Origin of the sequence: Acinetobacter terrae, from assembly GCF_002135195.1 — a bacterium.
Classification (GTDB): Bacteria; Pseudomonadota; Gammaproteobacteria; order Pseudomonadales; family Moraxellaceae; genus Acinetobacter; species Acinetobacter terrae.
Genome location: NZ_NEGF01000001.1, coordinates 1 through 16,172 on the forward strand (window position 1 = coordinate 1; position 16,172 = coordinate 16,172).

Consider the following 16,172-nt stretch of genomic DNA (forward strand, 5'->3'; position numbering starts at 1 on the left):
CCGCCATATTTAGCACGCCATTTATAGAAGGTCGCATTACTCATACCGTGTTCACGACAAAGGGCAGCTACAGGTGTGCCAGACTCCGCCTGTTTCAAAATGGACATGATCTGACTGTCAGTAAATTTAGATGTTTTCATGCAGAATCTCCTGCCTATACTTTAAGAGAAAATTCTACTTTTAGGTCCTATTATTTTCAGGGGGGATTACCGATGGAAATCAGCCTACGGTCAAAATTGAGCGTCAATACGGTTGATAGAAGCTGAATAAATCCAACGGGCATATAGCTCGTTGGATTTAAATATGTTCACTATATTGGCTAATTAATGCTCTTAATTAAAAATAAGCAATGCCAACAACCAGACAACATCAGTGTCCAAGGTGGCAATGCAACATCAGATCAATGCCAATCTGCTGCATAAATGGATTCGCCAGTCCAGATCAAATGACTCCAGCATTAAAAAGGACAGTTAATCAGATCAAGGATTGGATAGGAAGACTATCAAATGAATTTAGAAAAAATACACGTTTACTTTTTACGGGTAACTTACCATTTCAAATTACTAGTAACGTTTACACCACAAATATTACAAACAAAAAAATTAGAAATTAGGTTTATCAATCAAACAATTAAATGTACTATTCATGTAATTTAATTATAAATTTTAAGAGGGTATTATGGCTGTTGATCCAAAAACAATATTTGAAGCTATTTCCAAATCACCTATGGAATTACTTGCAGACAGAGGATTAGGTCTTTACATTCCATCCTACCAACGTCCATACAGCTGGGATAAAGATAAAGTTAGTAGACTGATTGAAGATATTGGTCACGGCTTAAAAACGTTAATTAAATCTGATGATAGTTTCACGTTTTTGGGCACAGTCATTACAATTCATGATGTAAATAATTCAACTGTACAACCTATCGTTAGAGCTGATGTACCAAGTAAAGTTCTTACTGTTATTGATGGTCAACAGCGTATGACCACTCTTTTACTAGTATGTATAGCTTTACACAACTCTCTAAATTTAATGCATAAACAGTTTATTAAAAAAACAAAATCTATCTTCAATGAATATGAAAAGTTATCCAATGCAGAGGAAGCTATCACACCGGAATTAGAAAGCCAAATGACAGCTTTCGAATGGCTGGATGGTCAAACTAGAGAAGCCCTCTCCGCACTATCTGATACTTTTTATGAAAAATATTCTTTTGGTCGCTCCCCCCTTTATCCAAGAATGATTCGCTCAATTGATGATCAATGGTCAAAAAATTCTACTACAAAAAAATATGACTCCCCAATTGCCAATCTGATTTTTAATTATATTACTGAAATTGATAAATCTGATTATGAAGTAATTGAATATAAACCAATTAAACGTGAAAGTAATATTGAAGGTGAAGAAGCATTAGTTGATCGATTCAACCAACTAATGAAAATTTTTAGGAGCATGTCAAGTAATCGCAATACAGTGGCAGATGAAATAGAAGAAGTACCCAGTATTGATGAAATTTATGCTTCAGATACCTTTCAAGAAGGCCTCTTAAATCATGTAGCACCTGTTTCTGATATCTTAAACTTACCTACAAATGAAAAAGAAATATTTGATAAATTAAGCCTACTCGTTTTTTATGCACGCTATGTCCTACATCGAGTGGTTCTAACAGTCGTAAAAGGGAAAAATGAAGATTATGCTTTTACTATTTTTGAATCTTTAAATACAACAGGTGAACCATTAACAGCATTCGAAACATTCAAGCCTCGAGTTGTGAATGCTGTAGGTCTAGCTAACTATGAGCAATCTGAAGCAAAAACACTCATGGATGAAATTGCCGACTACCTATGTGTATTTTCTGTTGGTCCAGAACTTCAAAAAGCAACCAAAGAACTCTTAATACACTTCTTCAGCTCCTATTCAGGTTTACGTATTTCAGGTCGACTAGCTGAGCAACGCAGTGAACTTAAAGCTTCTTTTGAGGAAACAAATAACCAACTAACATTTATCAAAATGTTAAGTTATTGCGCAAATTTCAAAAAACATATTTGGGAGTCAGAAAATTACAGTGAGTTATCAAAATATTTTGGTCAGTTACAATTATCAACTACTAGTCAATTAGGATTAAAGTTTTTCAAAGATATTAATCACACTATTGTAATTCCTATTCTTACCCTATTTTATAGTCAAATTGTTGACGCCACTACCCAACAAGAAAAAGAAGCACGCTTTAATGACTTTGAAGAAGCATTAAAAGCTATGGTAGCCTTTAGTACATTGTGGCGGGCATCTCGTAGAGGAACAGGCGGCATTGATAATGAATATCGAGAATTTTTAAGTAAAGAAGATATGCCAACAGGCTTACCTCGCCTTGCGAAATTATATATGCAAGATCAAACTATCAATATTGAACTTTTTAAGGCTGAACTTAAATCACGCCTATTAGATGGGGATCGGAAAGGAAATTTAATAAATAAAGATAATTTTGTATCTGTATCAAGTCACCTTCCAATTTATAGCAGTGCTAAAAAAGTTGCTAAATTTTTATTATTAGCTGCCCATCATGATGCAGTGGCTGACTCCACTTCTGAGGGCCTACTAATTAAAGGACGATCTGCTTCTAATCCTTGCTTAAATGTTGAAAGTTATATAGATGATAGAAATCTCTCTTTAGAACATATTGCCCCACAAACCAATAATAATGGTTTATGGGATACATCTATATATGAAAATGGTGAACTCAAAGATACTTTAGGAAACTTGATTCTAGTTTCTCGCGAGCTTAATTCATCTTTGGGCAATAGAGTTTGGGCAGAAAAACGTATTTTCTATAAAGTTGTAGGGGCTCAGGATCAAAATGAAGCATCCAGAATTTTGAGCGAAGCAGCATCTACAAATAATATTCGTTTTGGGGATCTAACACATGATTTACTACAGGCACAAAAATACATGCCTAATCTTATTGCCTTAGGTGGTATGACTAAACCATGGACTAGTGAATTCATTACCATACGCTCAAAACGACTTTATGAACTTGCCTGGGATGAACTAATTAAATGGTTAGAATAATTGATTAATATATGAAAAAGAGAGATGCTAAGAGCATCTCTCTTTAAACATAAAAAAATGATTTATTTAGATTTTGCTGCTTCTACCCCTCTTCTTCAATCTGTCAAGGAAGAACTATTCAGAGCATTTGAAGAAGAATATGCAAATCCTTCTTCTGCGCATAAGCTTGGTCTTCTATCAGCTGAAAAAATTGAAGACGTAAGAAGTTTAATCGCTGATTCAATTGGTGCATATAAAAGTGAGATTCTTTTTACTAGCGGTGCAACTGAATCTAATAATTTAGCAATTAAGGGATATGTTTTAGCAAATAGAAGCAAAGGGAGACATATCATCACTTCCTCTATCGAGCACAAATGTATCTTAGCAATTTGCCATTTTCTAGAAAAAGAGCACGACTATGACATAACCTATATTCCTCCACAAAAAAATGGGGTCGTTGATGCACAAGATGTGATTGCTGCTATGAGAGAAGATACCGTCTTAGTCAGCATCATGCATGTGAATAATGAGCTTGGATCAATCCAACCTATTGCAACTATTGGACAAGCATGCTTTGACAAAAACATTAAATTTCATGTAGATGCAGCTCAATCCTATAAAAAAATCCCAATTGATGTTGATGAATTAAATATTGACATGCTTTCTATCTCAGCCCACAAAATTTATGGACCAAAAGGTATTGGAGCAGTCTATATTCGTGATCTACGGGAAACTCGCATTCAGCCAGTTATACATGGTGCAGGCCAAGAATATGGCTTAAGAGGCGGTACACTTGCGACACCTCTCATTCTAGGTTTTGGAGCGGCTGTAAAAGATCACACAATTGAGCATAGTATAAATTCTGTGCTTGGACTAAATAAATATTTGAGAGAGGCAGTATCCGAGCTAGGAGGAATAAGTAACACTCCTGAACAACAGTTTATACCGCATATTTTAAATATAAGATTACCAAATTTTGATGCATCTCAGTTTGTCACAAATTCCATGTACTTATGTTCTCAAGGATCTGCTTGTTCTTCAATGAACCTTGAGGCATCGTATGTACTTAAAGCTATAGGAGCCTCCTTTGAAGAATCATTTTCAAGTATAAGACTGAGCATTTCCCATCAAACAGAAATTAGTAGTATAAAAGATTTAATTTTTCAACTAAAAGTATATATAGATTGATTTATATTTTTTAAATTCTAATATATACAACAACAATTTTATTTGAAAATTGATATGAAAAAGTCATTTACTAACTTAAAACTAAAAACAGTCTATCGTAGTAGCGATGATGATCTTTTTAATGACTTTTATTTACCTGTTTTATCTTATGCCACTAAATATGATAGAGCCGTAGGTTATTTCTCATCTGCAATACTTGCATGTAACACAAAGGGACTTAGTCAACTAATCAAAAAAAATGGAAAAATGCGTCTTATCATTGGTGATCCTCTAGATGCAGATGAATATGAAGCAATAAAATTTGCTTCAACAGAAATTATTAAAAGCCACGTAGATGAATATTTAGAAGAATTATTAAGTATGATTAAAAGTGAGGATTTACATTTTAATCGTTTAAAGCTCTTAGGATTTTTGATTGCATCAGAAAAACTTGAAATAAAATTTGCTTTACGAAAAAGGGGAATGTATCACGAGAAGATTGGTATAGTTTATGATGAATTTGATAATAAAATAGTTTTTCAGGGATCTGCTAATGAAACACCCTCTGGTTTATTTGAATTTATAAATGCTGAGTGTATAAGTGTTTATAAAAGTTGGAACCATGAGATTTTTAACGACTACGGAAAACATTATGTTAGTGCGTTTGAAAATTTATGGAACAATAATCAAAAAGACACGCTTACGCTTTCAGTATTATCTCATCAGTATAAAAATATATCAGATTATATCAAAAGCACATTAATTGAGAAAAATGATTTTATTGATTTAATAAATTACTATTATCTATTAGATAATAGTATTGAAGAAGTAATAAAAGAAAATGAAAAGCCTTATCCCAAAGTACCTAGTTGCTTAGGGGTACATAAATTCTCTATTCGTGAACACCAGCGACGTGCACTTAATCGGTGGAAAGCAAATCAATTTACAGGTATTCTGCAGCACGCGACAGGTTCAGGTAAAACGATTACGGCACTTTACGCTTTAACCAAAGTGTTTGAAGCCAAGTACAAAAAAAATGAACCTCTTGTCGTAATTATTAGCGTCCCATATGTTGATCTTGCAAATCAATGGGTTAAGGAGCTTAAAAATTTCAATATCACTCCTGTTTGTTGTTATGAAAGTCAATTAAAATGGGCACAAACTTTAGAAAGAAAAATTAAACTTCTTAATATAGCAAATTTAAAATTTATATGTATTTTAGTTGTAAATCAAACACTTATTTCAGATAAATTCCAAGAACTCATTAAACAATTAAATCCTAAAAATCTTATGCTAATTGGTGATGAATGTCATCGTCATGGTGCTCAGTCTTTATGTAACTCTCTTCCTGATGCCGACTTTAAACTTGGCTTATCTGCTACACCCTTTAATGATGATGATGATTTGGATAGTCCATTTCCCAATCTCGCCAAACAAAACATTTTAAGTTACTACCAGACAATAGTAGATACCTACTCTTTAGAAGATGCTATCAATGATAATATTTTAACGCCTTACGAATATTATATTATTCCAACCTATCTTACAGATGAAGAACAAGTCCAATTTGACAATATATCAGAAAAAATTTCTAAAATAATGATCAACTCTAATGGGGAATTATCAAAAGATGATAGCAATGCATTAATGATTTTATCCTCTCAAAGAAGTAGAGTTTTAGGATCAGCACAAAATAAACTAGAGGTGCTAAATACTCTTACTAAAACTATCCCCCTGTCTCAAAGAAATTTATCGCTATTTTACGTTGGTGAAGGAAAAAACAGTGAGGGAAATAACATTATTGATGAAGTTTCTAAAATATTAAAAAATAATAATTGGAGTACGGCTCAATTTATAGGGAACACAAAAAAAGATGATAGAAGAGATTTTTTAGAATCTTTCAAAAACCAAAAAATAAATGCATTAATTGCAATGAAAGTATTAGATGAAGGTATTGATGTTCCCGCTTGCCGTACCGCATATATTCTCGCGAGTACAAAGAACCCTCGGCAATATATTCAAAGACGGGGGCGAGTTTTAAGAAAGTTTCAGGATAAAAATATAGCAAGGATATATGATTTTGTAATTTTACCCTGTTTAGATTATAAAACCCCATATGCAGAATCTTTAAAACGTTCAGAACTTGAACGTATAAGAGACTTCACATATCTTGCAACAAACAAAATAGATATTGAACATATGATTAATAATTTGGAGATGAATAATGATAGACACTGATCTAAAGGATGTTTTTAAGGCTGCTCTAGAGGAAATCGAAATTGAATCAGAGTCGCCATTACGTCAACTAACACGAAAAATCTTAAATATAGAAAGAAAATTTCTTTACTCCGACCAAGGTTCAAATCAAAGAAGAAAAGATATTAAAGAACATATTGAGATAGCTAGAAAATCTGAAAGCTTTAAGGAATCACAAGGTTAATTTAAATGAAATTACTATCTATAACACTAGTAAACTTTAGACAATTTTACGGCAAACAAAAGATTATTTTTTCCACTGATTATAAAAAAAATATTACTTTGATTCATGCTGAAAATGGTGTCGGTAAAACGGCTCTGTTAAATGCCATAAAATGGGGGTTATTCGGAGAAACCACTAAAAATTTTAAAGATAATAAAATTTTATTAAATAATATTGCAAGATCAGAGGGTGATAGTAATTTATCTATTGAAATTGAATTCGAAGAAGATAATAAACATTATATTTGTGAGCGAAAAAGTGATTACACTAACCAACTTAAATTTATAGTTTATGAAAGTACAGATTCAGGTTATAAAAAAATCAATGATCCAGAACTTTTTATAAATTCTATTATCCCGAAAGATATGTCAGAGTACTTTTTTTTTCAAGGTGAAGGTATGGGCAGTATAACCAATACCGGCTCTGGCTCAAATCCAAAAGTCAAAGAAGCAATCCAGAAAATTTTAGGATTTACAACAGCAAAGCAAGCTTTAGAAGATTTAAACCTTATAAAAAGAGAATATCTCTCTGAAATATCAAAACTTGATAAGGAAGGGGAAATATCTAAGTTATCAAAAGAATTATCTGGTCTTGAATCAAGAATTTTTGAAGATACTGAGCGACTAGAAAAATGTGCGAGTAATATTGCTTATTACACCTATGAAATCGAAACGATTGATAAAAAGTTAGCCGATAGTGATCACAACGTAATTAAACGAATACAAAAGGAAAGACTAGAACTTGAAGCTGCTAAATCTAATCTTGAAAGAGAATATCAAGATAAGTTCAATCGCAAGAAAAAATTGATTAGTAGTTATGGAACTTACATTTTCAGCCATTTTCTCGCATCTAAAGCTTTAGATTTTATTGATGATGAAGAGTTTAAAGGCACTATTCCCGCACCTTATAATGAGAACTTAGTTCGACAAATTTTAGAGGAAAAGCATTGTATCTGCGGCTCAGATATTAATAGTGGATCAATAGCCTATAACAATATTATAAAACTTTTAGAAAATGCTGCTGATCCGGATCAAGGACATCGCGTTACTAGAGCTCGTGAAACCTTAAAATCTATTCGTTCAAAAAACCAAGATACTCATGAACACATAACTAACAATATTAAAGATTTAGATTCAATTGTAGAAAAACTTGAGCTCACCAAGAAGAAATTAGCTGAAATTTCATTGCAGCTTAATCAGATGACTATTGAAGAAATATCACACTTAGAAAATACTCGTCGTGGCCACGAAAAGAATAAAAATGCTGAATTGACTGTACAGGGCTCAAAAAGTAATGAGCTATCTAGAGCTAAGCAAGAACTTAACTTGAAAGAGGGCCAATTACGTCGATTAAGTTCGTTATCTTCCGAACTTAATACCTATAAAGAATCTTTAGATATTGTCAAAAAAATTGAACAACTTATTTCCAATACTTTAATTACAACACAAACTAGTGTGATTAATGATTTATCTAATATGATTAATAAGTTATTAGAAAAATACGTTCGTCAAGACTATAAAGCTTCTGTAAATAAAGATACATTTGATATTCGTTTAGTAGATCGCAATGGCCTAAAAGTTGCCGAAAGTGATGGTCAACAGTTATTACTCAGTCTTACGTTTATTTCCTGTTTAATAGAGCTCGCGGCAAAAAGAAAAAATGCAAAAGGTGAAATACTAACACCGGGTGCTATCGCCCCTTTTGTTATTGATGCCCCATTTGGAGTACTTGATAATAAATATAAAGGTAATATGGCTAAGTCAATTCCCGAATCTGTAGAACAAGTAATATTACTACTGTCTTCTAGCCACTGGGAAGGTTCAGTGGAAGATAACATTAGAGATAAAGTAGGTGCAGAGTATAATTTAATTGCTGAAGTTAATGCAGAACAAAATAATAAAGAAAAATATTGTATTACTATTCAAAGTAAAGAATATGACACAGTGAGATACAACTGTACAGTTGATAGAACTGTAATTGAAGAGGTTAAAATATGAATCAGTCACAGAGTAAGGTCAATTGGCGTAATTTAAATGTTAACCGTGATCGTAAATATGAGCATATCGTACAAAAACTAGTAGAAGATCGTGAAACAGGGATTTTTAATTATAATAAGGATCTTATGGTTTTTGCTGCAATGATTGGTCACTGTTTTAATAAAAAATTACCCCTATCATCTGACAAAATTCCAATTACATTAGGAACCTACTCCTCTACTGAAGAGGATGGTTTTATCTATCTTTTAGCCCTCATGGAAAATCGCAATGCGAAGTGCTTAAAAGATCAAAGCCTTCAAGATTCTATCAAAATTTTTGAAGAATATTGTAATGGGGGGTTAGACTTAATTAATGATTGGTTTCAAAGCAACCCTGGTGATTTAATGAAAATTGAAACCTTAGAAAAGAAGCTTTTGGATCAAATGGATAGAAATGATAAATCTAATTTACAAATTAACAATGATGATATAGATGTAGATTTTTAAGCATTAAAAATACAAAAAAAATGGGCTAATGGTAAATTAGATTAGCCCATTTACCTTATTTATAACAAGTAACGCAAGCCCCGCTTCCTTCTACCTCGTCATAAACTGCGTCTAAATCGATCATTTCTATTAATTGGTCATCATGTAGAGCATTACGACGACGCTTTTTCTTAAATTTCTCGAGCTTTTTCTCATGATCAGCTTTAATTTGAGCAATACGTTCAGGGTCTTCAAGCGTACTTAAAGGCGTATTTTTTCCCATCCAATAATAAGTTTCACCATTAGTAGACTTTTCATCAGCTAATTGTTTTTCATAAGCTTTCGCTTCTTCAAACTTCTCTGGATGACGCTCTTTTAAACGAACCCATTCAATTTTTCTTTGATAAAAACAGAATGTACAACCACTGCGTGAACGCCATTCATAATATTTAGGTAGGCCTAAACCAGTACCTTCCAAGATATTAATAATGTCTTCTTTGACCAAACCATCATCCGCGAATGGCATCTTAGTCGTTAAAAATTTTTGAGTAGGTACATAACCTTCACGCCACGGCTCATCAGCGCGAATACCGACATAACTAATGATTTCATAACCTTCGTCTAAAAAAGGCTTAACCCATTTTTCAAATGGTACTAGCTTCATTTGGACAGTACACCAACGTTGATGTCCTGAGGGAAGAAAATGATTATATTCTTTTAACCAATAATCAAAATCCTTATCTGCCCCTAAACGTAAAATAGGTTTACCTAAATAAGCTTCGAGCTTGTTTAGGTAGTCCATAACTTCAGGAAGTTCTTTTCCAGTATCAGTAAAGAAATATTCTATATCTAACTCAGGATAGTTATCTCGCATGTAAACAGCTAATGCTGCACTATCCTTCCCTCCAGATAGTCCTAGAACATGTTTAATTGGCTTCTCAATTGTCATGTTTCTTTTCCTCACCTATCGGATGCAAATATTTTTTCAGCAGTTGGTATAAGACTACTGCTTTAGCATCATCACTTAACTCTATAGAATTAACTTGTTTATCTAATTCTATTTCTAAAGTATTCAACTTACTTTGAAGTTTCTGATCAATAATGACATCTCTATTGTACTCTTCAAAACCATGGGCAGTATTTACAATTATTGCTAGAGATTGATGCTCTTGATTTGAATTTATTTCAGAATGAGCATTTTTAACAAAAAAACCTAGTTGTTTAAAGCGCTGTATATAATTTGGTAAAGCTTCAAAAGCTTTTTTCAAACTGTCATCAGTCCAATCTCTTTCAGGGATTTGTCCGAGCAAAGTGATCATGTTACTGATCCATTGAGCTGAACCATTTGAACTTTTAGATAAATGTTCTGCAAACTTTTTCATCTGCCAATCAGCAGCCGACTGGCTAACTGATTTTGCTTGTTCGATAATCTCTGGAGTAATCTCACCTAACTCTTTATGCAGTTTTTTTTCAAACTTCTTAAATAAATTAGATTTTGCATTCTTAATACTAATAAAGAAGTCCGAAATATCAGCAAGAATTTGTCGATCATCTTTATTATCCACCTCTAACAAATCATACATATCTTCAAATAACAATTTGTAGGGGTCATCAGCCTTAACAATAAAAGATCGGAGTTGCTGTACTTTTTCTTCAAAGAACTCAATATCTTTCGAAAATTTAACCCAGTTTGATTGCTTAACTACATGAGAAACCATGAAGCGAGCAACCAATAATGGCGTAGCCTGAATATTCTTAGAAAATATATCATTAATACTTTGAGCTAATAACTGAATAAAACGATTCTTTTCAGCTGGCTCTTTCACAAATTTTACAGCAACTTCATTTGGACGCTTAACCAACTTATTTAAGAACTCCTCATCCATTGAACTAATAAAACGAAATTCCTGTGTGACATCTTTGTCATAAAACGCTAGAGCACTTTCTTTAGCTAATAGTAATGTCAAACCAAAAATTGGTAATAGACCTTGCGGTATGCCAAATGGTGGCTTAGACCATTCTATATAAAGCTCTGATAATGTAACTAATCTCTTATTTGCCTTAAATAATTCGTACCCTTTCTCAAACATTTCAGAGACTAGTTGTAAGTTTTCTCTCCGCTCTTCATGACAGTTAGCATTCACTCCAGGAATCACAAAAGACCAGACACCTTGCTCAGCTTGATATTGATGCAAACCTAACTGTTTTAAACAGGAAAGATAAATAGCTTTCTCTGGCGGAAATTTATCTATATCTAAATTTTCTTGATCAAAACTTTCCAACATCTTTTCTAGTAGCTTTCTACGGCCTGCTGCTGCAGAGCTAGATACATCATGTCGAACGACTAATTCATTTGAGACTGCAGGACAAGCAAAAAACGTCTTATCAGCTACCTCTGAAGCGACCATCGATAATGATTTTGATAAGATCTTCTCTCCGGAAAAATACCAATTAACATTCTCAAAGGATTGTTGAAATAAGGAATCGATCTGCTGATATGCATAATTTAAACGTTGCTCATATTCTTTTTTAGCAACAGGATCAATCATTAATTTAGGTTGATCTGTATGGATTTCTTTTAAAGCAAAAATTTCTTTAGACCAACTTAGAATTTCATTCAATTTTTTCAATTGAGAAATAACTAACCTTGGATACTCAATCGAAATCTCAGTAAGTTTTTTAGGACTCAAAGCATGATCTGTGATTAAAACAAAATGTGCAAAGGCTTTAGTATTTTGCAATTTACCACTATTAAGTAAACGTTTAAGTTCTACAATATCATTGACTAGGTGCTGATCCATCCAACGCATCACACCCTTTTGTTGGTAGTGTCTTTTAGCGAGTATGGCATTTCCTTTATAGTCAATATGTTCAAAATAATTCTGTTGACTGCTTAATGTTTGTAACTTTTCCTGTAATAACTGCTGAATATTAAGCTCAGATGTTTCAACCACTTCATACGAATCAGTTCGATTCCAATGGGTTATTATTCCCCAAACTTTAAGGTTATCTATACATTCATCAAGAGAATCCAAAGTAGCTGCCGAAGTAGGCAATGCACTAGCTATTAATCCTTTTGTTGGATAAACACCTAATGATTTTCCAAATAGATTCATCATTGCAATAGCTTTAACAATATTAAAGTAAAGCTCATCTAATTGAATATTTTTACCTACTTCCAACTTATTGAGCTGTTTGCTTAATAAAGTGAGTGATTCTTCAACAACTCCCCAAGAATGCCCTTCTTTAGACCCTAAAATTTGATGCTGCAGGTTATGACTTAAATAATTCCATAAATCAACAATAGTATAAGTCTTGTAATATTCAACATCAGCTTCTAAGAACTTTCTGAAACTTAATGGCTCAACAGATAAGAGAAAACTAAAAATACTGCGTTCATTTTGACTAAAACTACTTTTTGCAATTGAACCTAAGAGAACTGTAGTTAGTGGGTGTAATGGCAAAGCGCCAATAAAATATTGTTTAATTTTAGGGCTACTTTCTGTCAACCTTGAACCAATAGATGACATTACATCATCAATTAGTCGCTCATTTAGATATACAACTGGCTCAGGAATCTTATTTTTTGTGGTCTTAATTGTTTTTGAGATTAAAGCAACCGATTCATCTAAAGAAATTCGATACGCAATATCAATATAACGTCCTTGAATCTTTGCCCACTCTAATGCAATTTGATGACTCAAGCCTTTTGCATAATCGGAAAAAGCCTGATGTAAAACGCCTAAAAATATAAAAGGACATTCTTTAGTTGACAGTCTATTAATTTTTTCAGATAACTCTTGAAATAGGTGTAAATCACCGCTATTTCTAGCGATATTATCTAGCAATTTACCCATCTCATCTAAGACAAAAATACTGCCTGATATTTTGCCCTGAAGTGCTCGAAATACCTCATCTATCCATTCTATTAATTGTTTCTCATTGTGCATTTCTTCAGGAAAGAAAAATAGATCATCTTGAAAAAGTTCTATGAGTTCTGCATCCTGCAGGGCTTTTAAGATAGATTTATAAAATAACTCAGCAGGTGACATCACACCACCTACTGCCTTAATTACCAACCATGGTTTATCATCAGAAAAATTAAAGGACTTATCAAATTTTTTAAGCAGTTTCTTATCATTAATAAGATTTCGTGCTGCACTTCTTATCCGATTATCTTGATGTAGTAAGCCAGTCAAAATAGCAGCTAAAGTTGATTTTCCTGTTCCATAACTCCCCGTCAATGTGAAGGTTGACTGCCCCGAAGTCTCAAATGAATCAATAATAGTCTGTAAAGAATTATAGGCTGTTCCATGAAAAACGACTTTATCAAAAAACTCTTTTGATATATCTGTATCTAATCGTGTAGATAAAAGATGATTAACATGAATCTGATAATAGTGATTCAAATTTTCTACTTTAGTCATTTTTAATTTTCCCACGATAAATATTTGCTAAGAGTTCATCTAAATTTACTTCGCTTATTTGATCGCAAGCCAAACTTCTCATACCCAAAGTATCTGTCCATTTAAAACGATCATCGATTAATGCACATTGATTTAAAAAGTAATCAACTGCTGCATTATTTAAACGATACAGTTTTCCAGGACTCCCTGGATTAGTTGCAACACTATCTACACTAATAGTAGGTGATTGGATAAAATTCTCTTTCCAGAAATCTACCAAACAATATAAAAACACCTGTACGGGCAAGTTTTTTTGCTCAAGTAAATCTGCTTTAAATTTATGTGATTCAACTTGATAAATGAGGTTTAATTCATTTAAAGGAGAGATGAATGCATCCTCATTGAGTTGCTTACGACTCAGTCTTTTCGCATAGCACAATACAAAGCAATCAAAATCTTTTTGTAAAGTCGCATGTGATGGAACTTTAAGTCCTGCTGACTCCAACCAATTAGCTAAATCACTAACTAGCTCAGCTTTATCAAAAACTTGTTTATTAGAGTAATTAAAATACCAACGAGAAAAAGTTAAGTCATTAAACCTTTTTTGAATGAAATAATGTAACAACCAAGTAGATTCATTCAGTTCTAAAAAAGGATCATAGTTCGTAAAAATGTCGCCTAGTTTAGTTTCATAGCTTATTTTATTATTTTCTTTATTTTGTAAGGGCACTAAGCCTGATACATCAGCCCAATATTTGATACTATTGACCATGTTTTTCCCAACACCTAGATCAACCACCTGTTTTTCAACATCTTTTTCATTTAAATTCAATGTGGTATAGGCTTTATTTAGCCATCCGTAGCGCAGAGCAAAAGTTTCGTGCCCTGAAAAATGCAAAGTAAAATTAGTAGAGTTCATTTAAAAATATTCACTGGAGAGTTTCCTCCAGTGAGAGTACTACTATTAACTCACATATTCAACAAATCGACTATTTTTTCTTAAATCTAAAAAAAAAGAAAAGCTCAAAGCTTTTCTCTTTCAACCACTTGAGCAACCTGTAGATAAGATTTCATTGCAAAAGACATACAGTCTTTTGAATTTATATCTTTTGGTATTTCAATAGAAATTATAACTCTATCCTGAGCCACATCTTTTAATTCCAATCTTGAATTATATAATCCAAATATAACCCTAACCCCATTACGCCTTTTTTCTACTTTATCATTACATAGAGAAAAAAAGTGATATTTAACCAGCCAACCTTCAATGAAGATTTTTATAACCTCATCATTTAATTCATTCATTACATACCTCTTCTATTCCCGTTGCGCTAGCTTGTTTTAATCCACTGATTAATTTCCCAAGCTGACCAACTGATACGATTCTGCGTGATTTTTACTTTCTTCGGAAACATTGGATCATAGTACTTTGAATCCTCAACCATCATTTCATAGATGGTTGAACGTCTAACTCCTACAAAATCCGTAACTTTCTTAATATTAATAAGTTGATCAATTTGAAATGTTTGACCAACAAATGTATTTATGACCAATTCTCCTTAGATTGTTTAAGCGAGCTTTCTACTACTCAAACAATCAGGACCTTCTGTAAAAAACCAATTTGAATGCTTTATCAAATTGGTCTAAGTCACCGCTCTCACACTCTGCTTCAACCCCTGCTGAATATCCTGCACAAATTCTTCAGGCGAAGTTTGTTGTTCCACCGCTCGGTTCTGTTCTTGTTCAGGGTAGTATTCCTCCAGCACATCTAACCCTTCCTCTATATCTGTTTCAAACCTTGCATTAGCAAAACCTCGTCTTGCTATATGATCCAGTGCCTCCTGATAAAACCCCGCTTGTTTACTCTGTTCATCAATTTGCTTGGCTTGGGTAATCGCATCATTCAGGCTAATACCCTCCCGTAAAGTCAGATCCACGTAGTACACAGGTTGGCGATAGCTTTGTGTGGTGCTTTTCCCTCTTAAAGTCAGTTGCAATGGTAGGCACGACAGTAAGCCTCCTGAAGCTGCACTGTAGTAACTCAATCGTGCTGCCAAAGTCCGAATACTGTTAAAGCCTGTGGTTCTAAAAATGAAGGTCCCAAATTCGTCCGAATCATCCAGGTTCACATGCAAGCGTCCATAAGGCTTGCAGTTACCTCCTTGAGCCAGAGGACATAAATCTGGCGATGGGCAAGGATGTTGCTCCACCCCTTGATTGGTTAAACGCTGGCAGGTTTCACCATTCCCGACACACACTGGCCGTCCGGTCTGTCGATCAAATAAGGTGTACTCTGCTCGTAAGTTCAAATCAGGATCATTGAAGATCATTCTGACGGGGATTGAGCGCAGCTTTTGATTAGGCATATTGGCTCGAAGCTGTTCATCCAGAGGATGCTTTATCCAGCCACTCTCTTTGCTTTGGATCTGGGAAGTAATGGTGAACTGATCATCCTTTTCAGGTAGACGTTTGCCATTCTTTTCTACCATACGACCAATACTGATACGTCCCAGGGTCGGTGGTGTAATCGCTAAACCTTTAATCATTCTATTTTCCTCAAATTGATTTTCTACAGATCATCCACCTTTATGTAGATCACCTGATTCAATAA

General features: G+C 33.5%; 12 protein-coding genes and 1 pseudogene. 6 read left to right on the top strand and 7 right to left on the bottom strand.

The genetic code is table 11. The annotated features are described in order from the left end of the window. Positions 1 to 140 (bottom strand): IS66 family insertion sequence element accessory protein TnpA (gene tnpA, locus B9T23_RS00005; protein ID WP_143222484.1); only part of this gene is annotated, 140 nt, incomplete at its 3' end. Positions 141 to 678: 538 nt separating this feature from the next. Here tnpA and B9T23_RS00010 point away from each other — a divergent pair. The 6 genes from B9T23_RS00010 to B9T23_RS00035 are packed head-to-tail and all read left to right on the top strand — an operon-like array spanning position 679 to position 9,176. Continuing rightward, positions 679 to 3,069: a DUF262 domain-containing HNH endonuclease family protein gene (locus B9T23_RS00010; RefSeq protein WP_086192181.1), complete on the top strand. Its 2,391-nt coding sequence runs from the start codon at positions 679 to 681 to the stop codon at positions 3,067 to 3,069. 57 nt (positions 3,070 to 3,126) lie between these two features. After that, positions 3,127 to 4,236 (top strand): cysteine desulfurase family protein, encoded by a 1,110-nt coding sequence (locus tag B9T23_RS00015; protein ID WP_086192834.1) that lies wholly within the window; start codon positions 3,127 to 3,129, stop codon positions 4,234 to 4,236. A gap of 54 nt (positions 4,237 to 4,290) precedes the next feature. Then, on the top strand, positions 4,291 to 6,453 hold the full coding sequence (locus B9T23_RS00020) for a DEAD/DEAH box helicase family protein (RefSeq protein WP_086192184.1): 2,163 nt from the start codon (positions 4,291 to 4,293) through the stop codon (positions 6,451 to 6,453). Beyond that, positions 6,440 to 6,655, top strand: a complete 216-nt coding sequence (locus tag B9T23_RS00025) for a hypothetical protein (RefSeq protein ID WP_086192186.1) — start codon at positions 6,440 to 6,442, stop codon at positions 6,653 to 6,655. The genes B9T23_RS00020 and B9T23_RS00025 overlap by 14 nt, the downstream gene beginning before the upstream one ends. Before the next feature lie 5 nt (positions 6,656 to 6,660). Then, positions 6,661 to 8,691 (top strand): AAA family ATPase, encoded by a 2,031-nt coding sequence (locus B9T23_RS00030; protein WP_086192189.1) that lies wholly within the window; start codon positions 6,661 to 6,663, stop codon positions 8,689 to 8,691. Beyond that, complete coding sequence (locus B9T23_RS00035) at positions 8,688 to 9,176, top strand: DNA phosphorothioation-associated protein 4 (protein WP_086192191.1); 489 nt, start codon at positions 8,688 to 8,690, stop codon at positions 9,174 to 9,176. The genes B9T23_RS00030 and B9T23_RS00035 overlap by 4 nt, the downstream gene beginning before the upstream one ends. A gap of 55 nt (positions 9,177 to 9,231) precedes the next feature. On the opposite strand, the gene B9T23_RS00040 is transcribed toward B9T23_RS00035, so the two are convergent. From B9T23_RS00040 to B9T23_RS00065, 6 genes and pseudogenes are all read right to left on the bottom strand, one after another. Beyond that, complete coding sequence (locus B9T23_RS00040; RefSeq protein ID WP_086192194.1) at positions 9,232 to 10,104, bottom strand: phosphoadenosine phosphosulfate reductase family protein; 873 nt, start codon at positions 10,102 to 10,104, stop codon at positions 9,232 to 9,234. Further along, positions 10,094 to 13,582: a hypothetical protein gene (locus tag B9T23_RS00045; RefSeq protein WP_086192196.1), complete on the bottom strand. Its 3,489-nt coding sequence runs from the start codon at positions 13,580 to 13,582 to the stop codon at positions 10,094 to 10,096. Before B9T23_RS00045 ends, B9T23_RS00040 begins: the two co-directional genes overlap by 11 nt. Next, positions 13,575 to 14,480, bottom strand: coding sequence for a DUF4007 family protein (locus B9T23_RS00050; RefSeq protein WP_086192198.1), 906 nt, complete (start codon positions 14,478 to 14,480; stop codon positions 13,575 to 13,577). Before B9T23_RS00050 ends, B9T23_RS00045 begins: the two co-directional genes overlap by 8 nt. Before the next feature lie 104 nt (positions 14,481 to 14,584). Next, positions 14,585 to 14,866, bottom strand: a complete 282-nt coding sequence (locus B9T23_RS00055) for a hypothetical protein (RefSeq protein ID WP_086192201.1) — start codon at positions 14,864 to 14,866, stop codon at positions 14,585 to 14,587. A 12-nt stretch (positions 14,867 to 14,878) separates the two neighbouring features. Next, positions 14,879 to 15,108, bottom strand: a pseudogene (locus B9T23_RS00060) (helix-turn-helix transcriptional regulator). 96 nt (positions 15,109 to 15,204) lie between these two features. Further along, the gene (locus B9T23_RS00065) at positions 15,205 to 16,107 is read right to left on the bottom strand and encodes a recombination directionality factor (RefSeq protein ID WP_086192204.1); all 903 of its coding nucleotides are present in this window, start codon (positions 16,105 to 16,107) and stop codon (positions 15,205 to 15,207) included. Positions 16,108 to 16,172 lie beyond the last annotated feature (65 nt).